This window comes from Paenibacillus sp. TCA20, assembly GCF_000732325.1.
Lineage (GTDB): Bacteria > Bacillota > Bacilli > Paenibacillales > Paenibacillaceae > Paenibacillus > Paenibacillus urinalis.
The window spans coordinates 112,721-137,556 of the sequence record NZ_BBIW01000006.1 but is presented as its reverse complement, the minus strand read 5'-3'; the positions used below and the strand labels follow the sequence as shown (position 1 = coordinate 137,556).

Genomic DNA, 24,836 nt, shown 5'->3' with positions numbered 1-24,836 from the left:
AGGGCTTTTTTTGTTATAAAGGACATACAAAGATAGAATGGCGAACCCAGGGGTTCGCCATTTTGTATTTACAGCATTCTCAAAAATTAAGTTAAGGACGGCTCCATATTCATGCCTGCCAGCTTACGTTCAATCGCGTACGCAACGCCGTTCTCAATATTGGTAAGCGTAACTTCTTTCGCAATAGCCTGAATATCTGGATGTGCATTGCCCATCGCGACAGAGGTTCCGGCAATGGTAAGCATGGATACATCATTATTGCTGTCTCCAATCGCCATCGTATGCTCCAGTGATATGCCGAGCCTTGCAGCCAGTTTACTCAGCGCATTTCCTTTAGAAGCATCCGGATGCTCAACTTCAAAATTGTGATCTGCAGAAATGACCATGGTTACCTCCGGATTGTTCCGGAATCTTGCACGTCCGAGCTCAAGCTTCTGCTTATCAAAGGATAGAGACAAGATATTGTAAATTTCGGCATCCTCCGGAATACTGAGATAAGAAGGGATTCGCACGATCCCGGTTTGTTCATACTGCTTCTCTGCCATACGAAGCAGGCGGTCCAGGCTTTCTTCCGGATTCGCGCTTAAGGCACGGTCAATCTCTATAGACATGAGCTGATGGCCTTCATTCGGCGAATAAATCGCCCGGTCGGTAAGGACTTCATAATAAAATTGGTTTTGATCAAGCCATTCCAGAACGGACATAGCCGTATTTCTATCCATTGGAATGGACTCCACTCGGTTCGAATCCTCATCATGCGTTGTCGCTCCGTTTGCCCCGATCACCGGCGTATTAATCCCGGCTTCTGCACATATCGCCTTAACGTCAGCATGAGCTCGCCCTGTAGCAATCGTAACGTGTACACCCAGGCTTTGGGCTTTGCGGATGGCATTTGCATTTTCTTCACTAATCTTACTGTCACTGTTTAGCAGTGTTCCGTCCAAATCTATAGCAATGAGCTTAATCATAGGGTAACCTCCTGATCGTCGTCGGGAATTAACACTTCGACCTGATTTTTATTGAGAAAATCCAGCATTTCTTTATCTGGAGAACGATCTGTAATCATGATGTCGACCATACTCCAATCTGCAAATCGGTAAAAATAGTTGCGCCCAAACTTCGAGTGATCCGCGAGCACAATGACGGTATCGGCTTGTTCCATCATCTTGAACTTTACCTTGCCTTCTTCATCACCAGAGCTAAGCCCATCGGTCGTCACACCACCTACACCAATAAAAGCCTTCTCGACATGATAGTTGGATAAGGTGTCAATAACGGAAGCACCATAGACGTAGCGATGCTCCTTGTGCAACATTCCTCCCAAGAGCCTGATTTGAATCAAATCTTTCTCTGACAGCAGGTCTGCCGAGTTAATGGAGTTCGTAATCACCGTGCAATCCTGTGGATGTAAATATTCGGCGCAGGCCTGAACGGTGGTTGAAGAGTCCAGAATAATGCGATCTCCCTTGCGAACGAGAGCAGCTGCGAGACGACCGATCGCCTTTTTCTCATCCGAGACGGTAGTCAAACGATCTTTATAATTTTTGAATTCCTGAATGGGGGAGGGGAGCAGTGCGCCTCCTCTGGTGCGTACAATGAGATTCTGATCTTCAAGCTTGATCAAATCTCGTCTTGCTGTATCCCGGGACACGTCGAAGATGGAGCATAACTCTTCTATAGAGATTCGACCTGACTTGGCCAGATGGTCCATGATAAGCTGCATGCGTTCTTCCTGATACAAGCGGATACCTCCTTACGTTGATGCATCAATATAAGTAATCATAAGCCAAAATAAGCAATGATGCAACATGAATGGATTGAAAAGCATGTAATTGTGCATCAATCTACGTCATTAAGGTGAAATATGGTGATGAATTAGGGTTTAATATTTTTTTATCATTTTTTTAAAAAAAGGGCTTGTCAAATACTTATTATATTTGATATACTCTAAAAGTCGTCAATGAGCGAACGAAAAAATAAGGCCCGTTGGTCAAGGGGTTAAGACACCTCCCTTTCACGGAGGTAACAGGGGTTCGAATCCCCTACGGGTCACTTTTATAACCAGCAACCCATAAGGGTTCGTCGGAGAATAAACTTCGGAAGGACTGCATCGCGGTCTCGAACGAAGTGAGAGTCTCCCTACTGGTCACTTTATCCAACCTTGCTTTATGTACCTAGCATAGTGGCATACATCATTGGATTACTCAGCAAGAGCCATTAGCTCAGTTGGTAGAGCACCTGACTTTTAATCAGGGTGTCGAAGGTTCGAGTCCTTCATGGCTCACCAGTTTAATATGCGGTCGTGGTGGAATGGCAGACACGCTATCTTGAGGGGGTAGTGGGTGTATACCCGTGGAGGTTCGAGTCCTCTCGACCGCATCCTAATAACTAGTGAAAGAGTCTTACGTGCTTAAACGTAAGGCTTTTTTTATGTCTGGTTGAATCGTACATGGCAAAAGGGACTATATACTTGATGCGTGAGCTGCCTCAAGTAGTAGTCCCTGTCTTATCTCATTTTCAAATATATAGATTAGTTCCGGTTGAGCTTATCCGCAATAATAGACAAAGCCGATTGCTCCTACACCGGTATGCGTACTAATAATAGGAGAAGTATAGCTGATATCGACATCGCTGTGACCTGTCAGATCCGAGATCGCTTGCTTCAGCTGCTCTGCTAACTTATGACCTTCTGCATGGGCAATTCCCACTTTATGAATTGTCTTGCCTTTTACATCTTCTGCAAACTGTTTGGCCAAATGTCTGACGATTTGGGCGTGACTGCGCAGATTGACGACAGGTGTATATTTACCCTCTGATAATGTAGCGATCGGTTTAATATGAAGCAGAGAGCCGATCAGACCCTTACTCTTGCCGATGCGCCCGCCCTTTACAAGGTTCTCAAGGGTGTCGACCGCGACGAACAGCTTCGTCTGACTGCGGATTTCGGTAATCCGATCGACAATCTCAGAAGTCGTCTTACCCTCTGCTGCCCATTCTGCAGCTTCCAGCACTTGAAACGCGAGACCCTTTGAAATGTATTGGGAATCAATGACGGTTACCTCAGCACTGGACATCTCAGCAGCCATTTCTGCCGAGCGTACCGTGCCGCTTAAGCTGCCTGTCATGTGAATAGATATAATCTCATAGCCTTCTTCATGAAGTCTGTTGTAGCGCTCCAAGAACTCACCAGCTGACGGCTGAGAGCTCTTTGGCAGCTCGCTGCTTTGCTTCATTTTTTGAATAAATTGCTCTGGGGTGATATCGATCCCATCGATATAATTGACACCATCGATAGAAAAAGTAAGAGGAACCACTTCGATGTCATGCTTCTGAATGACGGATTGAGGTATATCTACTGTAGAGTCCGTCACAATCTTAATTTTCTTCATTCATTCACTCCTTATGCCAAATCCAGACAGGTAGGAGGAGCTGTATAGCGCTGTGGCTCAATCTATCTGGACATTTATATTAGTATATACGAGCAGGCATATCAGGTTCAAATGGAAGGCTGAGGATGGGATGGGTGTATGATATAATATGGAATTATTGTGAAGTTTATTTGCATAATGAACTACATAATGACATAACTGGAAGGCGGTATTATATGAATTCGAATTCGATCTATTTACGAATTGAGGAATTGATTAATAAACGAGGGATGACAAAAAAAAGCCTTCTGTGAGGAACTGAAGATCAGCACCGGGAATCTGGGTGACTGGAAACGAGGGAAGTCCATACCAAGTACGGCCAAGTTGATTGAAATTGCTGCTTTTTTTGATGTCAGTCTGGACTGGATTATGGTCGGAAGAAGTGAAATGATGATTAATGAGCAGAGCATCTCTTATGAGGCGGAAGATCATTCAGAACGGCAAGCTGAGCGTGCAATATCTGAATTAACGGTGAAGGAGCAGGAATTCATTAAAGAATATATCGAATTTACCCGTTATCGGAAGCAGAAACGAGCGGACAAGCATCACTGATGAACCTTCTTGATCATATTAATAGATTATACATAACAGGCCATGATTTGCTGTACAGCAGATCATGGCCTTTATTTGACTCTATTTTCTGAATTGCAGAGGGACCTTACCTATTACTGCAGGTCTGATCTGATTCCACAATTCAATACAAAACTCCTGGAGCTCGAAGGCGGCTCTCCCGAGCATGCGTACAGCGATCCCTTGTCCACCTGCGAGAAGGGTTGCACCTGCTAGGATACGACCGGTTTGAGGGAGCGCTTCTCGTATGGCTGTAAGCTCCTTCGCGCTGATGTTCTCTCCTGCGATCCATAATGCGGCCATATGCGTATAGTCGAGCATCCCAGACAGGTTGTTCGCTTGCTCAAGCCCCGGCTCTAGGGAGAATCGATCCCAGACAAGGAGTTCATTTTCCTTCCATACCTCGGTGTGTCCTTGAAATTGAATGAAGTCAAATTGCTCCCCGCGATGTACCCTGCCAGCGGACCACACATCCGCATAGACTAGAGTGGAGTTCTTACCGAGATGGAATGCCGTTGTCAAGACAGAACGACTTCCGGCAAAAGGGATCACGCATTCCGGAAAGTACTCGAGTATTGCACCCTGCTCCAAATGAAAAGTGTGGCTTACAGAGGAAGGAAGGGTGGGTGTCGGATGCAGTCTCGTAGCTGAAGTACTGGTGAGGACTACATGAGCTCCTTCCTTGAGCAGCCATTTAGAATCATACTCATCTCCATTCATTACCCCCGGTGATACATCTGAGGTGTATACACATAGCTCTCCGTCACTGCCGGGAAGGCGAAAGGTCCGGCTGATTCTTAGCGGTACAGTATGATACCGATCCGTAATATAAGTGAGGCCACCTTTGCGTTCAAAGGTGGCGTACAGCTCACTTCGTTTCATACCGGACGGATACAGATCTGTGCGCTCTTCTGACCGGAGATTAATGGGAGTGGTGATGGCCGTGTTCATGATCATGCTCATGGGCAGCGGCTGCCTCATCATCCATGAGCTGGTGCTCAAGCCAATGGATAATTTCGGATACGCCTTCGCCGCTCATCAGATTGGACATCACATAAGGGCGGCCTTCGCGCACTTTTTGCGTATCTGACTCCATGACACTAAGGTCTGCGCCAACGAATGGGGCGAGGTCGGTCTTGTTGATGAGCAGGAGGTCCGAGCGTGTAATACCAGGACCGCCTTTACGAGGGAGCTTCTCGCCTTGGGCTACGTCAATAATGTAGATAAATACATCCGCCAGCTCCGGACTGAAGGCAGCGGACAGATTATCTCCACCACTCTCGATAAAGATCATCTGCAGATCATCAAAGCGCTCCTGCAGCTCCTCTACGGCTTCGAAGTTCATGGAAGCATCCTCGCGAATCGCAGTATGCGGGCAGCCTCCGGTCTCAACGCCGATAATGCGGCTGCTATCGAGAGCATTTTGGCGAAGAAGAATTTCAGCATCCTCTTTGGTATAAATGTCGTTGGTAATGACTGCTATGCTGTAGCGTGTGCGTAATGCCTTGGACAGCTTCTCCACAAGGGCGGTCTTGCCGGAGCCCACCGGGCCACCGATACCGATACGCATTGGGCGACTGTGATCAAACGGAATTCTCTCCCAGTTCGCGTGATGATGATGATTTGAGCCTGTTCCACACATATGAATCATCCTCCTGAATTTAAGAAATATATCGTTCGTTGTTACTTTCAAGACATAAACAATCTGGCTGGCAGTGTTTCGTGCCTCATGGCGTAAATTTCTTGAGCAAAGCTATAGCTGCTCATCCCCATAGGATCGGTGTCTTTGACTGTGTTCCAGGCTGCCTCGATATCAAGAATGAGCTCCTGAATCAATCGCTGCGCTTCAGTCTGGCCTATCGGCATTAGCCGTAAGGCGCTGTTTACATAACCTGTAACTGCGGTATACAAATGCCCGGTTACTGCTTCATCGAGACCAATCTCCAGCTGAAAGGCGATATAGGCATGCACGGTCGGCAGACAGCATAGAGCGCCATAGTCCGAAACAGAGATATCGAGCAAATCGAGCTCCAGGTCGGAGTATATGCTTCGCGCCAGCTTCACCAGTCGCTTTCCCATTTTGTGAGAGCTCTCTCGCAGTTCTCTAGGAGAGCGCTGGGCAAACAGGCGTTTGTCATAAAAGGCGATTCCCGCAGGGTTGTTATTCGCCGCTGCCTCGTACACACCCTTCATGGCAAGTCCATCTAACCGGGTGAGACTCCCGGTCAGCTGGCTGCGAATGAAGGAAGCGAGCTCTTCGCTTGTCCGGATTACCCCTTCGGCGGTATAGGTTTCGAGCCCTGAAGAATGGGAGAAGCCTCCTATGGGAAGTGCCGAATCCAGCAGCTGTGCGTATCTTAGTAATTTAATTGTAGAGCTGGTCTGCAATCTGTAACCACTTCCTTAAGTCTGATGAGCGGATCAGAACATGAAATATCGCTGTGTCATAGGAAGACTCTCGGCAGGCTCGCAGGTGAGCGGCTCTCCGTCAGCTTTGACTTCATAAGTTTCGGGATCGACTTCTATGACTGGTGTAACATTGTTGTGAATCATGTCCTTCTTGGTCACGCTTCGGCAGCCTTTAACGGCCTCAATACGTTTAGTCAAGCCAAGCAGCTCGCCTATGCCTGCTTCTTTGGCAGCTTGGGAAACGAAAGTAATGGAGCCTTTCTGCAGCGCTTTACCGAACGAACCAAACATGGGACGGTTAAATACGGGCTGCGGTGTCGGTATAGAGGCGTTGGGGTCACCCATCTGGGCCTGAGTTATAATACCGCCCTTCAGCACCATTTCTGGCTTAACTCCAAAATACGCAGGGCTCCACAGCACAAGATCTGCCCATTTGCCAACTTCAACCGATCCGACAATATGACTGATTCCGTGAGCGATTGCAGGATTGATCGTGTATTTGGCGACATAACGTTTAATCCGGTCATTGTCCGATGGCGAATTCTCGGTGATCGAGAGCTTGCCGCGCTGCTTCTTCATCTTGTCAGCGGTTTGCCAGGTGCGGATAATGACTTCGCCTACCCGGCCCATAGCCTGGGAATCCGAGCTGATAATACTGAATACACCAAGATCGTGAAGAATATCTTCAGCTGCAATAGTCTCCGGACGAATCCGTGAATCTGCAAAAGCGACGTCCTCTGGTATGGATGGATCCAGATGGTGGCACACCATGAGCATGTCCAGGTGCTCTTCGACCGTATTTCGAGTGTAAGGTCTGGTCGGATTCGTGGAAGAGGGAATAACGTAGTTCTCTCCTGCAGCACGAATGATATCAGGGGCATGTCCCCCGCCAGCCCCCTCTGTATGATAGGTATGGATGGTGCGGCCGTTAATCGCGGCAAGTGTGCTCTCCAAGAAGCCGGTCTCATTCAATGTATCCGTATGAATGGCTACTTGTACGTCTTGCTGCTCGGCTGCAGTAAGACAAGCGTCGATAGCAGCGGGCGTTGTACCCCAGTCTTCATGCAGCTTCAGTCCGATTGCCCCAGCCTTAATCTGTTCGATCAGTGGCTCTGTTGTTGAGCTGTTTCCTTTACCCAGGAACCCGAGATTCATCGGAAAGCCTTCCGCGGACTGCAGCATCGTATGTATATGCCATTCGCCCGGAGTGCAGGTTGTGGCCTTGGTGCCTGTAGCGGGCCCGGTTCCGCCGCCGATCATCGTCGTGATACCTGAATTGATGGCAGTACGTATCTGCTGTGGTGCGATAAAGTGGATATGTGTGTCTATTCCTCCGGCAGTAATGATATGCCCTTCGCCGGCTATAATTTCGGTTGCTGCGCCAATAATGAGAGCAGGATCAACGCCGTCCATCGTATCCGGGTTACCGGATTTGCCTATGCCGCAAATGAACCCATCCCTAATTCCGATATCCGCCTTTACAATACCCCAATGGTCTATGATGACAACGTTCGTAATGACCGTATCCGGTGTTCCTTGACTTCGCAGGGCAGAAGCCGATTGACCCATGCCATCTCGGATGACCTTGCCTCCGCCAAACTTGCTCTCATCACCATATACGGCGTAATCCTTCTCGATCTCTGCCCACAGCTCTGTATCTGCGAGCCGGATGGCATCACCGGTTGTGGGTCCAAACATAGACGCATACTGCTCACGTGTCATTTTCTTCATGATGGATCACCTTCGTTATTCGCTGCGGGAGCACCGAACCTTTCGATAAATGTCTTAAGCTTGACCTCATCAGCAGGCTGATCCAGTGATCCGTTCGTCAGATTGTTGAATCCCTGAATTCGGCGTTGTCCGCCAAATGTAGTAAGATCGACCGGCTTCTCTTCACCGGGCTCAAAGCGTACGGCAGTTCCTGCTGGAATATGCAGTCTGCGTCCGTAGGCACTCTTGCGATCGAAATCAAGCTGGGCATTCACCTCGTAGAAGTGGACGTGTGAACCGATCTGCACCGGCCGGTCTCCCCGGTTGATCACGGTGAGCTGAATCGTGTCACGATCAGGATGACAGATGATGTCGTCCTTCTTTAACCTGTATTCTCCTGGGATCAAGATGAATTCCCTGCCTTTCTATGCGTGTATTCTGTTGCTAGCGCGTAAGAATCAGCGAATCGGCTCATGAATGGTTACAAGCTTCGTCCCGTCAGGAAAAGTAGCTTCTACCTGTACCTCCGGAATCATATCCGGCACACCCTCCATACAGTCCTCCTTCGTCAATACCGTTCCCCCATAGCGCATCAGCTCTGCAACCGTCATGCCGTCACGAGCTCGCTCCAGCACTTCAGAGGTGAGGATGGCGATGGCTTCGGGTACGTTCAATTTGAGTCCGCGCGCCTTGCGCTCCCTGGCCAAGTTGGCAGCTACGGTAACAAGCAGTTTGTCTTTTTCTTCCTCAGTCCAGTGCACATGAATCCAACCTTTCTGCACTACAATCTATTTCTAGATTTTTCAAGTTTGATATCTAACATCATAATACAACCGATGGCTTGAGCAAAAGCGTTCATTTTATCCGTTGTGTGATTAATACCATTCTAACATCCGTTGAGGTTTGAAATATCTACCTTTGCTAGAAACGATAGAATTGAAATAGATCATTTTATGTTAAATATACTCACACAGATAAGAATGCTTTGTCAATGATAATCATATCATTTTGTGAAGATGCATGATCCGGTTAGGCGAAAAATAAAATTATGTAAGGAATATTGACATACCAAAATAGATGCATCTATAATGTGATCACCAAACATTGTTGGAAAAATTTATGTGAATGTTCGGTCTGAGGGAAAAAACAAAGGGGAGTGGAGTCTATGTTAAAGAAAAAGTTCGGCAAATGGTTTCCTGTCATGATCGCTGGTGTTCTGATGCTGTCTGGATGTGTATCATCCGGTGGAGAAACGGCTACACAGCAAACGACGGGGACGGAAGGAGCAGAAACGGCAGCTGCTTCAGACGGGGATACGATTAAAGTTGGCGTACTGCATTCTCTTAGCGGGACGATGTCCATAAGTGAGGTATCGGTTAAGGATGCGGAGATGCTGGCGATTGAGGAAATTAATGCAGCCGGCGGCGTGCTTGGCAAACAGATCGAGCCTGTCATTGAAGATGGTGCCTCTGATCCAGCGATCTTTGCAGAGAAGGCAGGGAAGCTGCTCCAGCAGGATAAAGTGGCGGCAGTGTTTGGAGGATGGACTTCCGCAAGTCGTAAAGCCATGCTGCCTGTCGTTGAATCGAACAATGGACTTCTCTTCTATCCTGTTCAATATGAGGGCTTGGAAGCTTCGCCTAACATCTTCTATACCGGCGCGACGACGAATCAGCAGATCGTACCCTCGGTCAGCTGGCTTCTGGAGAATCGGGGCAAGAAGTTCTTTCTGCTAGGCTCAGACTATGTTTTCCCTAAGACAGCGAACAAGATTATAACCGCTCAGCTGCAGGCTGAGGGCGGAGAGGTCGTAGGAGAAGAGTATACACCATTAGGACATACGGACTACAGTACGATTATCAGCAAGATCAAAGCAGCTGACCCTGATGTTGTATACAACACGTTGAATGGGGACAGTAACGTTGCGTTTTTTAAACAATTAAAGGATGCGGGCATCACCTCTGAGGATATAACGACTCTCTCTGTCAGTGTAGCGGAGGAAGAGATTCGAGGCATTGGTGCTGATGTGCTGACAGGTCACCTTGCAGCGTGGAATTATTATCAAACGACAGAAACACCTGAGAATACCAAGTTCACAGAAGCCTACAGAGCAAAATATGGTGAAGACCGTGTAACGGCAGATCCGATTGAAGCAGGATATACGGCGGTTTATTTATGGAAGGCTGCGGTTGAGAAGGCAGGATCGACAGAAGTGGAGAAGGTGAAGGAAGCGGCAAAAGGGATCGAGTTTGATGCACCTAGCGGAAAAGTAACGATTGATGGCGACAACCAGCATATTTACAAAACCGTTCGGATCGGTGAAGTGCAGTCAGATGGACAATTCAAAGAGCTGTGGAATTCAGGTGAGCCTGTGAAGCCGGACCCATATCTTGAAACCTATGAATGGGGCAAATCACTGAGCGCTGAATAAATCGCTTATCTTCTATACTAAGGAAAGGAGGCAGAACTCGGATGGATATGTTTATACTGCAAGCCTTTAATGGACTTAGTGTAAGTTCGATTCTGCTCTTGATTGCACTGGGTCTTGCTGTTACCTTCGGGCTCATGAACGTCATTAATATGGCGCATGGGGAGATGATCATGATTGGAGCTTATGCGACATTCGTCACGCAAAATCTGTTTATTTCCTATATGCCAGACTCTTGGTTTAATACTTATTTCCTAGTGGCGCTGCCGGTTTCTTTTCTGATTGCTGCAGCTGTAGGGTGGCTGCTTGAAGTGCTGCTCATTCGTCATTTATACGGACGTCCTCTGGATAGCCTTCTGGCTACTTGGGGCGTCGGGATGATATTGCAGCAGCTGGCAAGGACGATTTTTGGTGCCCCGAATGTCGGGGTAACCAGTCCTTCGTGGCTCAGCGGGGGATTCGCAGTGACGGATTCTATCGTTCTTCCGTATACAAGACTGTTTATCATCCTGCTGGTCGTTGTAGTGCTGCTTCTGATGTATATCTACATCTATAAGACGGCTCAGGGACGGCGTATGCGAGCGGTAATGCAGAACCGCAACATGGCGGGATGTCTCGGGATTTCCACAAGACAAGTAGATGGACTTACCTTTGCTATTGGTTCTGGAATTGCCGGAATTGCAGGCTGTGCACTGACGCTGCTCGGACCGATTGGTCCATCTCTTGGAACTTATTATATCGTGGATGCATTTATGGTTGTCGTGCTTGGTGGTGTTGGGAAGCTGGTAGGCACCGTTGCGGGTGCAATGGGTATTGGCGTATTCAATACATTGTTTGAAACATACACAAGTGCATCGATTGGCAAGGTACTTGTATTTGCTTGTATTGTTGCATTCCTGCAATGGAAACCAAGGGGACTCGTGGCACTGCGCTCACGCAGTTTAGACTAGAGGAGGGATACCGATGCCGATTGTTAACAAACTTGGAGTTCGTGGACAGCGTATCGCCTGGGGGATCGTCCTCATTCTAATGAGTCTTGCGCCGCTTGTTTCCACGGAGTTCCGACTAAGTCTGCTGGCGAAATTTCTGGCTATGGCTATTCTGGCTATAGGGCTGGATCTTATATGGGGATATGGCGGTGTACTCAGCTTGGGACATGGGGTATTCTTCGGTCTTGGAGCTTACGCAATGGCAATGTATTTGAAGCTGCAGGCAAGTGGTGCTTCGCTGCCTGATTTTATGGTGTGGAACAGTGTGGAGAAGCTCCCCTGGTTCTGGGAGCCCTTTCGATCGTTTCCGATCGCGATGCTGCTAGGGATCTTACTGCCGGCACTGCTGGCATTTCTACTCGGTTTCTTCACCTTTAAAAATCGGATCGCGGGTGTGTATTTTACAATTCTGACACAAGCGCTTGTGATGATCGTCGTTACCTTGTTTGTCGGTAAACAGGAGTGGACAGGTGGAACGAACGGTCTAACGGGCTATAACCATATTTTTGGAATGCAGCTGCACCATCCCACCACCACAATTATGCTGTATTATGTAACGCTGGTGGTTCTGGTTCTTGCTTATATTTTGTGCAGACGTATCGTTCGCAGCCGGTTTGGTCAAGTGCTGGAAGCGGCTCGAGATGGAGAGAATCGTGTGCGCTTCCTGGGGTATGATCCCGCTTGGTACAAAACACTGGCTTTTACCTTGTCAGGAGCGCTTGCTGGTCTAGCTGGAATGCTCTATGTGCTTCAAGTAGGGATTATATCTCCATCGATGATGGGTATTGTTCCTTCTATTGAAATGGTGCTGTGGGTTGCGCTTGGAGGCAGAGGGACATTAATTGGTGCGGTGATTGGTGCTGTCATTCTGAATGCGGCGAAGACAGGGATTAGTGAGGCGTATCCAGAGGGCTGGCTGTTCGTTATGGGTGGTTTATTTGTAGCTATCGTCTTGTTTATGCCTCGTGGACTTGTCGGGGTGTATCATAATCTGTCCAGATGGTGGAGACGAAAGGGAGGTGCTCGAGATGCCAAGTCCGTTGTTGAAGCCGAACGAGCTACATCCTAAAAGGGAGACGGTCCTGTCCGTTCAGGACATAACGGTATCTTTTTCAGGCTTCGTCGCTGTGAACGGGATGAATCTTAACCTCATGCCTAATGAGCTTCACTTTCTGATCGGCCCCAACGGGGCAGGTAAGACCACGATGCTTGATGTCATTTGTGGGAAAACGAAGCCTGTGTCCGGTAAGGTGCTGCTTCCTGATGGAACGGACCTGACTCGTAAAAAAGAGCATCAGATCGCAAGGCTTGGGATCGGGCGGAAATTTCAGGCGCCCTCTGTATTCGGTGGTCTGACCGTCAAGGAGAATCTGGAGCTTGCTGATGATCAGAACAAAGGGGCTTTTCATTCACTGCGAGGTCTTCGTGGAGGTGAGATAAGCCAAGCGATGGAAGAAGTGCTCACACAGATCGGTCTCACCGATCGCCTCCTGGTAAGGGCAGGGGCGCTGTCTCACGGAGAGAAGCAGTGGCTGGAGATCGGCATGCTGCTGCTGCAAGAGCCTCATGTACTTCTGCTAGATGAGCCGGTGGCCGGGATGACAGATGATGAAACACTGAAGACAGGTGAACTGCTTCGAAGTATTGCCAAGAAACGCTCTGTTGTCGTTGTCGAGCATGATATGGAGTTTGTCAGACAATATGCAGAGAAGGTCACGGTGATGCATGAGGGTAAGCTGCTGACGGAAGGGACGATGCTTGAGGTTCAGCAGAATCCTGTTGTCGCCGAGGTCTATTTGGGCAAAAGGAGGAAGCAGGATGCTGTCACTTAAAAATATTGAATCTGGCTATGGCGAGAGTATGGTGCTCCGTCGTGTTCATCTGGATATTCAACCGGGGCAGGTCGTTTGCCTGATGGGCAGAAATGGGGTCGGTAAATCTACTCTGCTTCGTACGCTTATGGGTGTTATCAAGATGAGTCAAGGTGAAATACACTGGGAAGGAAAGAATATCTCGGACTGGAATTCAGCGAAAAGAGCCCGTGCGGGCATCGGATATGTTCCGCAGGGCCGGGATATTTTTCCACAGTTGTCCGTGAAGGAGAACCTGATGCTGGGTCTAGAAACAGCTTCCAATAGAAGTAAGGTATTCCCTGAGGATGTGCTTGCTATGTTCCCGGTCCTTCCTACGATGTACAAGCGGCAAGGAGGAGATCTAAGTGGAGGGCAGCAGCAACAGCTCGCCTTTGCCAGAGCGCTGGCCGCGAGGCCTAAGTTGCTGCTGCTGGATGAGCCGACAGAAGGGATTCAGCCGTCGATTGTAGATGATATTCGCGATGTCATTATTCGGATCAAGAATCAGAAGGATACGGCCATTCTGCTCGTAGAGCAAAGCGAGGAATTTGTTCGCAGTGTGGCAGACTATATTTATGTCATGGATAAGGGTAGTATTGCGATGCATGGCAAGCCGGAGGATCTGGATCTGGCAGCATTTGAGCATTATCTCACGGTCTAGGTTTAAACAAAAAAATACGGCGTTACCAAAAACACTCTCCCTGATTCGAAAGGAATCCAGGTGAGTGTTTTTTTTGACGCTGCATGAGCTATGTGTACACTGGTGTTAACTAGCTCATGGGCGATCCAGAATCCTTGCATATTGCGGATACAGCTTGCGAATACACTCAGGGCATATATCATGGGTGAATTCGGCATGTGTATGCTTCTCAACAAAGCTCTCGACGGTATTCCATTCATCTTCTTCATCTCTAATACGCTTACATACCGCGCAGATCGGCAGCATTCCTCGCAGTGTACGTATTTGAGAAGAGGCGTCCTGAAGATGGTGCTCAAGGTGTTTCAGGTGTGTGATATCAATGTGTGTAACGATAAGTCCTTTGAAGTCGGATTGGAGAGAGGTTTCATATAGAGACGCTTCTAAACGAAGCCAAACATAACTGTTGTCTCGCAGTATCCTGACTTCGCATACATAACCTGCCATGTCGTTGTTTAGTACTTCCTTGAGGTGACTGATGATGTTGTTCATGCTGTGGGGACACGTTCCTGGAAATGAAGCCAGTATATTGAAGTAATTAGAACCCAGCCAATTGGTGCTGGTAATACATTCATAACGGGACAACTTCTCGGGAAGAGGGTGGTTATACGAGCGTATCGTTCCGTAAGCGTCAATAATGACAATGGTTGACTTGAAATCTTCGGACGAGGTCTTTATAAAGAAGGGTTCGGCTTCGGGCAATAGTAGTCTCTCCCTATACTTATATTGACATTTTTAATGGATCAGAGATGTAATATTGAGATGGAGTTTCTTCCAAAAAAAGGTTGATGTTATTATATACGTTCTTGCGTCATCTAACAATCATTAATCACTTACATGCGTCGTTCTTTTGCGACAGCATAAGGTGGAATTATGACGAAAAAAAGCACGCTGGCAGAGGAGGGAGCCAGGCGTGCTTTAGATAGGGAGAGGCTTGGGGGGGCCTGAAGAGGTGAGCTGGAGGGGCACTAGGCTTAAGCTCTTGTATGTTCAATACCGGGTTCGTGGAAGGGGAAGCCCGGTATGAGGGATTGCATTGACAGAATCGAGTTCTGGAAGGGCTGAAGGCTTGCGGTTCTGGCTCTGTTCCATTCTTCTTCGAGGTCGCTGTCCAGTAAGCTGGACAAGGCATTAAGATCGCAGGTCTCGATATTTAAGAGTCGTCTTGCGTGAATCAGGCACACATCCTTGGCGGCATGAAGATAACCGGAAGCTGCATCGTCGGCGGTAACCTCAAGCTGAGTATTGATCCAGGCGTGAACGACGGGGAGTGAGCCGACAGCATCATATCGGTGGATAAGAGCTTCGAAATGCTCAAAGTCCATCCATGGATGCAGCGCTTTAGATAGTTTAATGAGACGTTTTCCCATGGCTCTGGAGGATTCACGTTTATAAACAGGGGTTCGCTTGACGTGAAGCATCTTATCAATAAGGGCGATTCTCCACTCATCCTTCTGCTCTACTGCTGTGTAGATGGCCTTGATTGCCATACCTTCCAATTGCACAAGACTTGGATGCAGCTCACATCGCATGAATGTCTCCAGGTCGGTAGTTGTTTGGATTGTACCTTCCTCGATGTATGACTTGAGTCCGAAGGAATGAGAGAATCCTCCGACTTGAAGTGAGGAATCAAGCAGTTTTACATAATCAAGAAGCTTATTTCCTCTGTTCACCAGATTCGCCCCCTTATTGTGTTAAACATCGTGATAACCATCTTGGGTGGAATTATATGTTATGTATATGTCAATTTATTATCGAATATCGCTATGTTTGATATGTATTTTTACATAAATATCCTTACACTGTCAATGAAAAACTGATTAACAACATTAAAATGGATGAAAGTCTGATTTTAATGTAACTTATAATAACATATAGTTTACATATTGTTCTCCTTTGAAGGTCAATTAATAAAATTCAAAATAATTACTTTACTTATGATCAATAGGTGTGTATAATATATTTTGTTGGCACGAAAATGCTGAACAAGATGCGCGGTCGTGGTGGAATGGCAGACACGCTATCTTGAGGGGGTAGTGGGTGTATACCCGTGGAGGTTCGAGTCCTCTCGACCGCATCATACGAAAGAGCTTGAAGCAATTGCTTCAAGCTCTTTTTTTTCGCTCAATGTAGGTGAGGCGTCAACAGGGGTATCCTGCAAAATTCTCATTTTAACAGCTTGGCGATATCCGCTTCAATCTTGTCCGGTGTCGTTTGCGGACTGTATCTTTTTACAATATTTCCGTTCTGATCGATAAGAAACTTGGTGAAATTCCACTTAATCGCCTTCGAGCCAAGTATACCTGGTGCACTGTCCTTTAAGTGCTTGAACAGCGGATGTGCCTCATCTCCATTGACTTTAATCTTCTCAAACATCGGGAAGCTCACACCATAGTTCATTTGGCAGAACTCTGCGATTTCATCATTTGAGCCCGGTTCTTGTTCGGCAAATTGGTTGCTGGGGAAACCGAGAATTTCAAAGGATTGGTCATTGAATTTGTCATATAGCTCCTGCAGTCCTTTGTATTGAGGGGTTAGTCCGCACTTGCTCGCTGTATTTACGATCAAGAGTACTTTTCCTTTGTACTCCTCCATACTTAACTTCTGGCCTTTGAGTGTGTTCACTTGGTATTGATAAATCGACATGCCTTCATCCATCCCTTCTATTGAAACTTATATACTCTTGATTGAAGCAGCTAAAGGTATTATGAAATTGATTCGTATTGATAACAATTTAATTTTAAACAATATATGGAGAAAGTCAAACAAAGCTTCTGTAAAGAGTGGATCTACTGTCGAAGGCAAATTTGGTCATTTGAAATAAGCGAGAAAACGAGATAAACTGAGAACAGATAAGCTGAATGCACAGAGGGGAATATTTTATTCTTATTCTATCCCAAAACAGCGCTAAATCGTCGTAATGAGCCCCTGAAGGAGCTTTACATCGATTTTCAACGGGTGTATGATTCATATCGTAAATCTTGAGCAACCGAAAACCTTATATTTGAGTAATTTCTCATTGCTATAAGTCGCTTAATTTCTGCCTAATATGGCGGAGAGCGGGGGAACCACAGTAAGGCAGCGTGCTTGATTCGGTGTGAGAGCCGAATGATACACGATGCATGGGGTGAATTCTGATCCGAAGATTCATATGAAATGTCATATGGAATCATGAGGAACAGATAGGACGACTCTCACCGTCCGAATCCGACAGCTAACCTCGTAAGCTGTACAGAGTTACACTAGAGATGTGGAAGATATGCAATACGCTTCCTTCACTTCCTTATCGTGAACATTCTTTAGTTATCTTCTGTGCTAACGTTTGAGAGAGGAATGATAAATCTTGTGAGCGATCAGCCACAGAGGTTTAATCCTCTGTGGTTTTATTTATGCGCTGAATTTTTGTTGATCCAAAAAGCGGGGGACCCAGATGTGGATGCATTGATCCATGGGGTGAATTTCATGGCTATTGTCATGAATAGGGCAATCTCTCTTGTCCGAATCCGACAGCTAACCTCGTAAGCGTAACAAAGGGAGAGGCAGCAAGCCGAGTAGTGCCTATGTAACAGGTCATGTTTTGCCATGTTCTGAGATATAGGTGGGAGAGCACCGGGCATGCCTTTGATCGTCGGTGTTCTTTTTTTGTTGTCTTTTTCTATAACAGGGAGGAAATGATTGTAATGAGTGATGAAGTTATTTTAGTTACGGCACCAAATGAAGCGGCCAGAAATTTTATTCGATTATTAATGTACAAGAAGCTTTCTTTTGCTGTACTGACGAACAGTGCACAGGAAGAGAAGCAGGTCAAACGGCTTGGAGTAGAGCACATTATACGTATGGATACGGCGTTTACAAGTAAATGGCTGCTGCCTAATGCGGCGGTAGGACGTATTTTTATTTTTGAGAACAGCTTGAATCTGACCTGCCGGTTTTTGCAAATATGCAGACCCTGGACACGTAAGCCGATTACCATTATTACACAGCTGAATCATCCTCGCGGAGTATACCGCGGTATGGGCGCAGACCACGTTATTTTTACAATCAAGGGCGAAGTAGGATTTCTGTTAAATGGAGAACGGGCTGCTGTTAATTAATTGATCTGCACGCACACAGCGATAGAAGCAGGAGACTGCGGCTAATGGCTAGTGTAGGTGCTTACTATACAGTTTGCGTAATTAGATGCAGGATTGATATACTGGAGTTAAAGGAAACATAGCATGTGAGACTCGTGATATAAGCATGGGTCTCTTTTTCTATATTTACAGATGGAAAGGTAGAGAATGGCATTATGGGGAAGTTTGATCATGTGAAATGGCTCTTTTTTGATATAGGAGATACACTCGTAAATGAATGGGTTCCCGTTGATCACATTATCGGCCAATTTGTGAGAGAAGCAAATGGACTCGGGTATAACATTACAATGGAGGACGTACGCAGCAAATTTATTCAGAGCTATTCCAATTACATCGCTTCTCCCATGCAGTACGCGATTTCGGAGCTTGTGCCTTCGGAGGAGGACAGAGCGTATATCAAGACTAGGCTTAAGTTTCAAAAGGAGCTCGAAGAGCCGTATGCCGAAGCTCGGACTGTTCTTGAGCAGCTGGGTGAGCGCTACAGAATCGGTATCGTGGCTAATCAAAGTCCGGGTACGGAAGAGCGTCTGGTGAAATATGGACTTCGTTCATTTGTGGATGTTATCGCTTGTTCTGCTGAACAAGGCATGTCCAAACCGGATGTGCGCTTATACCAATATGCGCTGAAAACAGCCGGAGCGGAGCCCTCGGAGTCCATTATGATCGGAGATCGTATTGATAATGACATTATCCCAGCCAAATCGCTTGGAATGCTTACGATTCGAATTATGCAGGGGTACGGGCGTTATCAGCCTTCCACTGGTGCTCAGGATACGCCGGACTATACAGTGAATGATCTAAATGCACTGACGGCACTGCTGCTATAAACATAATATCAGACCCTGATTATTACAGATGAAATGGCTGTGGTGTAGGAACTGCACTCCAATCGTTAGGACAAACTAACAGCTGGGGTGCAGTTTTTCTGCATTCAAGCGGCTGGATTATGAATGAGTCAGGCGGTTTATTCTAAAATAGGCAGGACTTCTTCCCACACCGCGTCAAGGATAGACTGTATACGATCTTCCTCACTGTTAACAGCAATCACGGCTCTCCGGTCCGGTATGATCACGAGCAGCTGGCCGTGTGCGCCATCCCCTCGATATGCTCCGTGAGAACACATCCAAAACTGACAGCCATAGCCGAGCGACCAGTCTCCTTCACCGACAGAATCAATATGCCTGCGAGTCGCAAATTGAATCCATTCTGCAGGCACCAGTTGTCTGCCCTCATAAGCCCCCTCATCCAGCAGCATTTGGCCGAATCTGCTTAATTCTTCGGTACTGATCACGAGACCTGCGCATCCGAGTGTGACTCCGAGAGGCGAGGTTTCCCATTCTACGTGATGAATACCCAGAGGCTCAAACAAACGGGAATTCAAATAGTGGTGGACCGTCTCACCGACGGCTGCTTGAATCAACGCCGAGATCATGAAGGTATCGCCGCTGCTGTAGGTAAACTGCTTGCCGGGAGGGCGGTCCAGCGGCAGGGACAAATAGTATTTTGCCCAGTCCTTCTCCGTCAGTGACTGTCGCTCCGGCAGCCAGAGTGGTGGAGCGTCATGCCCTGAAGACATCCGTAACAAATCATAAAGGGTAAGCTCATCAGGAGAGGGAAGCTGTGGATCCTGAGAGCGATAAGTGGTGTTATAGTTGAAAAATTCACCGAGCTTCGTATCCAGTGTGAGCTTTCCTTCCTCAATGGCAAGACCAGCAGCCATGCAAGTAAATGATTTGCTGATAGAATGCTGCTGACGACGTATGTCCTGATCCCAGTTCCATTCTCCAACCAGCCCGCCATCCTGCAGCACACGAATCGAAAAGACGTTTAAGTCTTGTGCTCTAATCTTCTTCTCAAAGCCGTTCAACGTACTTATCATAGGTTCCTCCATTCCTGCCCCGCCAGCAGTTATCTGACACAGGTTTCAGTGCAAGTCATAGCTTCGAAACGTTTAGAACGGTGAATCATTTTCCTAAATTAGCTTAAGTCCAGTACTCTGAATTTCGTGAAATATGGTATTACAGGCTCATTTGAAAGTCAATATCTGGAGCAGTGCTTTTTAGAATCAGCAAAAAAACCATGTAAACTGCATTGACAATCTTCTGGAGAAGAGCTTATGATAGTTATAGAAACGATTCGAAGCAAGCGCTTCCAAATGACTGTATTATCGAATAAACAGAGGAATAACCGTAGAATAGTGTAGTGAAACGATTCGAATATTGAATCAGAAAGGGGGTTTTTATGGCCTATATAGCAATAGAGACAGGTTCGCCGACGCTCCGTATGACGACAAGCATCCATGTGATCTCTCCCACAGAATACGGGGAACGACCGAAGTACACGCTTTATTTGCTGCATGGTGCAGGAGATAATGCGAGCACATGGCATCGTATGACCACAATTGAGACGTATGCGCAGAAATATGGGTGCACAGTCATTATGCCGGAGGCCAATCGAAGCTACTACACCGATATGGCGCATGGCCTCGAATATTTTTATTACATCACCGAGGAGCTGCCCAGGACTTGTGCCAATCTCATCCACATGAACGAGGATCCCGAACGGACTTATGTCGCTGGATTGTCGATGGGAGGATACGGAGCACTCAAATGCGCACTGACTTATCCAGAGCGTTACCGTAAAGTCGTTTCATTTTCAGGGGTGACGGATATCGAGCAGAGGCTGCACAGAAGTGATATGACTACTGACTTGATCAAGGAGATGCAAGGGGTATTCGGCACAAATCTAGAGGTACAGCCACATGAGGATTTGTATGCGCTTGCCCGGGCAAGGTCTGACGAAGGGGCCCGTCTTCCATCCATACTTTGCTGCTGCGGGAGTGAGGATCCTTTTGTAGACATGAATCGTGAATTCGCCGCTTATATGCATCATTCACTTTATAAATTCAAGTATGTAGAGAGCCCGGGAGCGCATGACTGGTCTTTCTGGGAGAGACATTTGAGCACTGCTTTTGAATTTCTTTGTGAGGAAGCTTAAGAAGATTAGATTTATGAAGAGTGAGGAGATGCAAATTGAAACCAGCTGCTCTAGGATCTGGCCAAAAAGTAAAGCCGAATCCAACCCGAAGCCGAAGACTTTTCGCGGAAATCTGGAAACACCGTATGACGTATACCCTGCTCATCCCAGGGTTAATCTGGCTTATCCTGTTTGCTTATCTGCCGATGGGCGGATTATCGCTCGCGTTCAAGGAATATAAAGCGAACCTGGGCATATGGGGAAGTCCTTGGGTCGGATTTGAGAATTTTAAATATGTGTTCAGAGATCCTACCTTTATTGATGCGGTATGGCGAACGTTATATATCAACATTTTGAAGCTGATTGTCCAGTTCCCGTTTCCGATATTGCTTGCACTGATGCTGAATGAGCTTCGGATGCGAAGAACGAAAAAAATATTCCAGACCGTATTTACGTTTCCGCACTTCCTGTCCTGGATTATCGTCTCGGGGATTGTCATCAATGTCCTCGCTTACGATGGACTGGTGAACAGTGCGCTTGCATTAGTCGGCCTGCCAACAATTAATTTCCTCGGTTCAGAGGATACCTTCGTGCCGATGCTCCTGCTCACTGATATTTGGAAATCAACAGGCTGGGGGGTCCATCATCTATCTGGCGGCCATATCAGGAATTGATCAGGACCAGTACGAGTCAGCTCAGATTGACGGTGCATCAAGACTGCAGCAGATGTTCCGGATTACGCTGCCGAATATTCTTCCGACGATTACAGTCATGTTCATCTTGAATGTCGGGGGACTGATGTCTTCCGGTTTTGATCAAATCTTCAACCTTGCGAATGCAGCGACACAGAATGTGTCCGAAGTACTTGATGTCTATATTTATCGGATTACCTTCCAGTCCTCAACGGACTTTTCATTCTCGACTGCCGTCAGCTTGTTCCGCTCTCTAGTGAACATGTTCCTATTGCTGGCAGCGGACCGGGTAGCCAAGAAGCTGGGTGGAGACGGGTTGTTCCGATAGGAGAGGAGAATAAACAGATGAGCACGATGGCTAGAAAAAAACCAAAGTTCTTAAGCAATAAAATGACGGTTATCGATTATTTTATTCTTTTCGTCCTGAGTGTGATGGCGCTGCTGATCTTAATTCCTTTTTGGAATGTCATCATGATCTCATTTGCAACGCCGAAGGAGTATGCGGAGAATCCGCTGCTCATGTTTCCTAAAGAGTTCACGTTGGATTCCTATACCGCGCTCTTTTCGGATGGGAGTATCCTGACCGGATATTGGAATACGACCAAGCTGCTTGTGATCGGGCTGCCGCTCAGCTTGTTTCTGACGACAAGTATGGCTTATGGCCTTAGCCGGAATAAGTTTCCGGGCAAGAAGCTGATCTTCTTCCTTGTTCTTTTTACGATGATCTTTAATGGAGGTATTGTACCTCTCTACCTTGTCATGAAATCACTTCATCTGACAGGGACCTTAATGTCCGTCATTCTTGCAGGCAGCTTCAGTGCCTTTAATATGATCCTGATGATGAATTACTTTCACAGCCTGCCGGAATCACTGATGGAATCTGCCAGGCTCGACGGTGCCGGTGAATGGAGAATTTTGTTCTCGGTTGTCCTTCCCCTTGCTGCACCGATCATAGCAACAATTACTTTATTCTATGGGGTAGCGTACTGGAACAGCTGGTATGATGCCATGATCTTCCTGAGAAGACAGGATCAGCTGCCGCTGCAAAATGTGCTGAGGGCCATTATCGTGGAATCCTCGACCAATGCGTCGAATGCATCGAGTGTGGATGCAGTAGGGAAGAACTCGTTCTCTACGGGAATGAAGATGGCCGCTGTCTTTGTGACCATGGTTCCGATTATGTGCTTCTTCCCGCTGCTTCAGAAGCATTTTGCCAAAGGGGTACTAACAGGGGCAATCAAGACCTGATGAACCTGATGATCATTAGAATTTTCATCTATAAATTCTATATCAAACATGGGGGTATAACATGAAAACAAATCAGAAGAAATTGTTGAGATCCGCACTGGTAACCATGATGTCGCTTGTTCTGCTCATCATGACAGCTTGTTCCAGCGGAGGTGCATCCGGTGGCAACGAAAAGGATGAGAATGGAAACTATGTGGACAAAATGACGGTTTCCGTAGCCAGCACAATTCAATTGAAGGAAGGGCAGCTGGACAATGAATTCCATCAGTTCTGGATGGATAAGTACAACATCGACTGGGAGTACAACTTTATTGAGTGGGATTCCTGGGGGGAGAAGCTTCGTCTATGGATCAACTCCGGTGACCTGCCAGATGTAGCGACATGGAACTACGTGCATGGGGATGCGATGAATTATATCGATCAAGGACTGCTGTATCAATTCCCTGAAGATTGGAAAGAGCGCTGGCCCAACGTGGCAGCAGCATATAAGCTGACTGGCCTTGGTGAACAGCTGGAGGAGCTGACTGGCGGTACGTATTTGCTGCCAAGACCCGTGTACTACGAGAATAAGCCGGCAGATCCGCTCGTCAATCAGATTGGTGTTATCGCCTTGCGCAAGGACTGGGCTGAAGCGGTCGGTTTCGAGTTGAAGGATGCTTATACGACCGGTGAACTGATGGAGTACGCAAGACTCGTGAAAGAGAAGGATCCAGGCAAAGTTGGCTCTAATCTGGTGCCGCTGTCCTTTAACGCGGATGATGCACTAACGAACCTTATCATGCCGAACAGTGAGCATTCACGAGTAGAGTCTGCCTTCTACAAAGGCGAGGATGGGAAGTATCACTGGGGAGCTGCTGATGAAGAGACACTTACGGGCCTTAAGCTGATGCAGGAGGCTTACAAAGAAGGTTTGCTCAACCCTGAGTTCTATACTTGGAAGAACAGCGAAGGAAGCGACAACTTCAGAGTAAGCGGAACCGCTGCTGTGACAAGTCTTGGCGGTCTAGCTTCGTACAGACAAGATGTGGATACCGCAATGAGAAAGAACCTGGGCGTAGAAAGTGATGAGCTTGTTCATACGGCAATTGTATTGGGTGATGACGGTAAATACCGCAATCTGGAGCAGGCCAATTTCTGGTCTGCACTGATCTTCTCTCCGGATATTGATGATGCCAAGTTTGAGCGCATTATGGATATGCTCGAGTATACGACCAGTGAGGAAGGACAGCTGATCCTTAACATGGGATTTGAAGGAACGGATTGGGAGTATGACGAGAATGGCAATCTGAAGAGCCTGCTGGAGAATGGAACAAGTCTGGAGGATAAGTATCCAAGCCGGTTTGAAGGTTTGTATCTGCTCGGCGACGACTTCAGCATGATTAACCCTGCCATTAAAGAAAATTACCGGGAGAGAGCCCTTACTCATTACCAGAACAAGGCGAAGCTTGGCGAAGAAGGCGGCGCACTTGCGGAGTATGACTGGACCGTGCAGCTGTACGATTCCAAAGCGAAGAATCAAGCGTCCTTCGACTATGCGACAGAGTATACGAATCTGATCCTCAAAGAAGGCGACCTGGAAGCGAACTGGAGAGCATGGGTAGAGAGCAAAATGTCGCTTGTACAGCCTGTGCTGGATGAGCTGAATGCGCTGTAGGGCGGGAATACATCAGTAAATAGAGAGAGTGGACAGGAGGAACACACTT

23 protein-coding genes, 4 tRNA genes, 2 pseudogenes and 2 riboswitches are annotated in these 24,836 nt (G+C 47.2%); of the genes and pseudogenes, 16 read left to right on the top strand and 13 right to left on the bottom strand.

The annotated features are described in order from the left end of the window. Positions 1-86 precede the first annotated feature (86 nt). Together TCA2_RS13530 and TCA2_RS13525 are read right to left on the bottom strand one after the other, a co-directional pair. On the bottom strand, positions 87-965 hold the full coding sequence (locus tag TCA2_RS13530; protein WP_047912302.1) for a Cof-type HAD-IIB family hydrolase: 879 nt from the start codon (positions 963-965) through the stop codon (positions 87-89). After that, positions 965-1,741 (bottom strand): DeoR/GlpR family DNA-binding transcription regulator, encoded by a 777-nt coding sequence (locus TCA2_RS13525; protein WP_047912138.1) that lies wholly within the window; start codon positions 1,739-1,741, stop codon positions 965-967. Before TCA2_RS13525 ends, TCA2_RS13530 begins: the two co-directional genes overlap by 1 nt. 239 nt (positions 1,742-1,980) lie before the next feature. On the opposite strand from TCA2_RS13525, the gene TCA2_RS13520 reads away from it, so the two are divergent. From TCA2_RS13520 to TCA2_RS13510, 3 genes are all read left to right on the top strand, one after another. Further along, positions 1,981-2,052 (top strand) — tRNA-Glu (locus tag TCA2_RS13520). A gap of 159 nt (positions 2,053-2,211) precedes the next feature. Next, a tRNA-Lys gene (locus TCA2_RS13515) sits at positions 2,212-2,287 on the top strand. A gap of 9 nt (positions 2,288-2,296) precedes the next feature. Next, positions 2,297-2,379 (top strand) — tRNA-Leu (locus TCA2_RS13510). A 167-nt stretch (positions 2,380-2,546) separates the two neighbouring features. Here the strand turns inward: TCA2_RS13510 and TCA2_RS13505 are convergent. Continuing rightward, complete coding sequence (locus tag TCA2_RS13505) at positions 2,547-3,389, bottom strand: DegV family protein (RefSeq protein WP_047912137.1); 843 nt, start codon at positions 3,387-3,389, stop codon at positions 2,547-2,549. Between the two features lie 215 nt (positions 3,390-3,604). Here TCA2_RS13505 and TCA2_RS13500 point away from each other — a divergent pair. Further along, positions 3,605-3,980: pseudogene (locus TCA2_RS13500) on the top strand (helix-turn-helix domain-containing protein). Positions 3,981-4,061: 81 nt separating this feature from the next. Here the strand turns inward: TCA2_RS13500 and TCA2_RS13495 are convergent. Genes TCA2_RS13495 through TCA2_RS13470 form a run of 6 tightly spaced genes read right to left on the bottom strand, consistent with a single transcriptional unit; the run spans position 4,062 to position 8,878 of the window. Then, on the bottom strand, positions 4,062-4,961 hold the full coding sequence (locus TCA2_RS13495) for an urease accessory protein UreD (RefSeq protein WP_047912136.1): 900 nt from the start codon (positions 4,959-4,961) through the stop codon (positions 4,062-4,064). Further along, positions 4,921-5,640, bottom strand: coding sequence for an urease accessory protein UreG (ureG, locus tag TCA2_RS13490; protein WP_047912135.1), 720 nt, complete (start codon positions 5,638-5,640; stop codon positions 4,921-4,923). The genes TCA2_RS13495 and ureG overlap by 41 nt, the downstream gene beginning before the upstream one ends. Before the next feature lie 47 nt (positions 5,641-5,687). After that, entirely contained in the window at positions 5,688-6,386 is a 699-nt protein-coding gene (locus TCA2_RS13485) for an urease accessory protein UreF (protein WP_047912134.1), read from the bottom strand. Positions 6,387-6,419: 33 nt separating this feature from the next. Beyond that, positions 6,420-8,138 (bottom strand): urease subunit alpha, encoded by a 1,719-nt coding sequence (gene ureC / locus TCA2_RS13480; protein ID WP_047912133.1) that lies wholly within the window; start codon positions 8,136-8,138, stop codon positions 6,420-6,422. Next, entirely contained in the window at positions 8,135-8,524 is a 390-nt protein-coding gene (locus TCA2_RS13475) for an urease subunit beta (RefSeq protein WP_047912132.1), read from the bottom strand. Before TCA2_RS13475 ends, ureC begins: the two co-directional genes overlap by 4 nt. A 51-nt stretch (positions 8,525-8,575) precedes the next feature. After that, positions 8,576-8,878, bottom strand: coding sequence for an urease subunit gamma (locus TCA2_RS13470; protein WP_047912301.1), 303 nt, complete (start codon positions 8,876-8,878; stop codon positions 8,576-8,578). A gap of 404 nt (positions 8,879-9,282) precedes the next feature. Between TCA2_RS13470 and urtA the strand changes: the two genes are divergently transcribed. Genes urtA through urtE form a run of 5 tightly spaced genes read left to right on the top strand, consistent with a single transcriptional unit; the run spans position 9,283 to position 14,048 of the window. Next, positions 9,283-10,548: an urea ABC transporter substrate-binding protein gene (gene urtA, locus TCA2_RS13465; RefSeq protein WP_047912131.1), complete on the top strand. Its 1,266-nt coding sequence runs from the start codon at positions 9,283-9,285 to the stop codon at positions 10,546-10,548. Between the two features lie 41 nt (positions 10,549-10,589). Then, the gene (gene urtB, locus TCA2_RS13460) at positions 10,590-11,495 is read left to right on the top strand and encodes an urea ABC transporter permease subunit UrtB (RefSeq protein ID WP_047912130.1); all 906 of its coding nucleotides are present in this window, start codon (positions 10,590-10,592) and stop codon (positions 11,493-11,495) included. 13 nt (positions 11,496-11,508) lie between these two features. Then, positions 11,509-12,603: an urea ABC transporter permease subunit UrtC gene (gene urtC, locus TCA2_RS13455; protein ID WP_047912129.1), complete on the top strand. Its 1,095-nt coding sequence runs from the start codon at positions 11,509-11,511 to the stop codon at positions 12,601-12,603. Next, the gene (urtD, locus tag TCA2_RS13450) at positions 12,563-13,366 is read left to right on the top strand and encodes an urea ABC transporter ATP-binding protein UrtD (RefSeq protein WP_047912128.1); all 804 of its coding nucleotides are present in this window, start codon (positions 12,563-12,565) and stop codon (positions 13,364-13,366) included. The genes urtC and urtD overlap by 41 nt, the downstream gene beginning before the upstream one ends. Next, on the top strand, positions 13,353-14,048 hold the full coding sequence (gene urtE, locus TCA2_RS13445) for an urea ABC transporter ATP-binding subunit UrtE (RefSeq protein ID WP_047912127.1): 696 nt from the start codon (positions 13,353-13,355) through the stop codon (positions 14,046-14,048). The genes urtD and urtE overlap by 14 nt, the downstream gene beginning before the upstream one ends. 114 nt (positions 14,049-14,162) lie before the next feature. Here urtE and TCA2_RS26185 read toward each other — a convergent pair whose 3' ends face one another. Together TCA2_RS26185 and TCA2_RS13435 are read right to left on the bottom strand one after the other, a co-directional pair. Further along, the gene (locus TCA2_RS26185) at positions 14,163-14,786 is read right to left on the bottom strand and encodes a hypothetical protein (RefSeq protein ID WP_052511988.1); all 624 of its coding nucleotides are present in this window, start codon (positions 14,784-14,786) and stop codon (positions 14,163-14,165) included. A 272-nt stretch (positions 14,787-15,058) separates the two neighbouring features. Beyond that, positions 15,059-15,757 carry an urease accessory protein UreF gene (locus TCA2_RS13435; RefSeq protein WP_052511986.1) on the bottom strand — a complete coding sequence of 233 codons (699 nt, stop codon included), beginning with the start codon at positions 15,755-15,757 and terminating at the stop codon, positions 15,059-15,061. A 321-nt stretch (positions 15,758-16,078) separates the two neighbouring features. On the opposite strand from TCA2_RS13435, the gene TCA2_RS13430 reads away from it, so the two are divergent. Beyond that, positions 16,079-16,161, top strand: a tRNA-Leu gene (locus tag TCA2_RS13430). An 89-nt stretch (positions 16,162-16,250) separates the two neighbouring features. Here the strand turns inward: TCA2_RS13430 and TCA2_RS13425 are convergent. Continuing rightward, positions 16,251-16,730, bottom strand: a complete 480-nt coding sequence (locus tag TCA2_RS13425; protein WP_047912298.1) for a glutathione peroxidase — start codon at positions 16,728-16,730, stop codon at positions 16,251-16,253. Positions 16,731-17,104: 374 nt separating this feature from the next. Next, a riboswitch (cyclic di-AMP (ydaO/yuaA leader) is annotated at positions 17,105-17,328 on the top strand. A 138-nt stretch (positions 17,329-17,466) separates the two neighbouring features. Beyond that, a riboswitch (cyclic di-AMP (ydaO/yuaA leader) is annotated at positions 17,467-17,624 on the top strand. Between the two features lie 140 nt (positions 17,625-17,764). Between TCA2_RS13425 and TCA2_RS13415 the strand changes: the two genes are divergently transcribed. After that, positions 17,765-18,178 carry a hypothetical protein gene (locus TCA2_RS13415; protein WP_047912125.1) on the top strand — a complete coding sequence of 138 codons (414 nt, stop codon included), beginning with the start codon at positions 17,765-17,767 and terminating at the stop codon, positions 18,176-18,178. Positions 18,179-18,372: 194 nt separating this feature from the next. Further along, a complete protein-coding gene (locus TCA2_RS13410) occupies positions 18,373-19,044 on the top strand; it encodes an HAD family hydrolase (protein WP_047912124.1) in 672 nt (223 codons plus the stop codon). 137 nt (positions 19,045-19,181) lie between these two features. Here TCA2_RS13410 and TCA2_RS13405 read toward each other — a convergent pair whose 3' ends face one another. Next, on the bottom strand, positions 19,182-20,096 hold the full coding sequence (locus TCA2_RS13405; protein WP_047912123.1) for a serine hydrolase: 915 nt from the start codon (positions 20,094-20,096) through the stop codon (positions 19,182-19,184). 362 nt (positions 20,097-20,458) lie between these two features. Between TCA2_RS13405 and TCA2_RS13400 the strand changes: the two genes are divergently transcribed. From TCA2_RS13400 to TCA2_RS13385, 4 genes and pseudogenes are all read left to right on the top strand, one after another. Then, on the top strand, positions 20,459-21,214 hold the full coding sequence (locus TCA2_RS13400; protein WP_047912122.1) for an alpha/beta hydrolase family protein: 756 nt from the start codon (positions 20,459-20,461) through the stop codon (positions 21,212-21,214). A 35-nt stretch (positions 21,215-21,249) separates the two neighbouring features. After that, positions 21,250-22,213: pseudogene (locus TCA2_RS28025) on the top strand (ABC transporter permease). 17 nt (positions 22,214-22,230) lie between these two features. Beyond that, positions 22,231-23,133, top strand: a complete 903-nt coding sequence (locus tag TCA2_RS13390) for a carbohydrate ABC transporter permease (protein ID WP_047912121.1) — start codon at positions 22,231-22,233, stop codon at positions 23,131-23,133. A 61-nt stretch (positions 23,134-23,194) separates the two neighbouring features. Further along, complete coding sequence (locus TCA2_RS13385; protein ID WP_047912120.1) at positions 23,195-24,787, top strand: extracellular solute-binding protein; 1,593 nt, start codon at positions 23,195-23,197, stop codon at positions 24,785-24,787. Positions 24,788-24,836 lie beyond the last annotated feature (49 nt).

Coding starts and splice junctions, on each gene's coding strand:
- urtD (WP_047912128.1), top strand. CDS start 12,563: ATGCCAAGTCCGTTGTTGAAGCCGAACGAGCTACATCCTAAAAGGGAG.
- urtE (WP_047912127.1), top strand. CDS start 13,353: ATGCTGTCACTTAAAAATATTGAATCTGGCTATGGCGAGAGTATGGTG.
- TCA2_RS13495 (WP_047912136.1), bottom strand. CDS start 4,961: ATGAGCATGATCATGAACACGGCCATCACCACTCCCATTAATCTCCGG.
- urtC (WP_047912129.1), top strand. CDS start 11,509: ATGCCGATTGTTAACAAACTTGGAGTTCGTGGACAGCGTATCGCCTGG.
- urtB (WP_047912130.1), top strand. CDS start 10,590: ATGGATATGTTTATACTGCAAGCCTTTAATGGACTTAGTGTAAGTTCG.
- TCA2_RS13410 (WP_047912124.1), top strand. CDS start 18,373: ATGGGGAAGTTTGATCATGTGAAATGGCTCTTTTTTGATATAGGAGAT.
- TCA2_RS13385 (WP_047912120.1), top strand. CDS start 23,195: ATGAAAACAAATCAGAAGAAATTGTTGAGATCCGCACTGGTAACCATG.
- TCA2_RS13415 (WP_047912125.1), top strand. CDS start 17,765: ATGAGTGATGAAGTTATTTTAGTTACGGCACCAAATGAAGCGGCCAGA.
- TCA2_RS13400 (WP_047912122.1), top strand. CDS start 20,459: ATGGCCTATATAGCAATAGAGACAGGTTCGCCGACGCTCCGTATGACG.
- ureG (WP_047912135.1), bottom strand. CDS start 5,640: ATGTGTGGAACAGGCTCAAATCATCATCATCACGCGAACTGGGAGAGA.
- ureC (WP_047912133.1), bottom strand. CDS start 8,138: ATGAAGAAAATGACACGTGAGCAGTATGCGTCTATGTTTGGACCCACA.
- TCA2_RS13405 (WP_047912123.1), bottom strand. CDS start 20,096: ATGATAAGTACGTTGAACGGCTTTGAGAAGAAGATTAGAGCACAAGAC.
- TCA2_RS13425 (WP_047912298.1), bottom strand. CDS start 16,730: ATGTCGATTTATCAATACCAAGTGAACACACTCAAAGGCCAGAAGTTA.
- urtA (WP_047912131.1), top strand. CDS start 9,283: ATGTTAAAGAAAAAGTTCGGCAAATGGTTTCCTGTCATGATCGCTGGT.
- TCA2_RS13390 (WP_047912121.1), top strand. CDS start 22,231: ATGAGCACGATGGCTAGAAAAAAACCAAAGTTCTTAAGCAATAAAATG.
- TCA2_RS13505 (WP_047912137.1), bottom strand. CDS start 3,389: ATGAAGAAAATTAAGATTGTGACGGACTCTACAGTAGATATACCTCAA.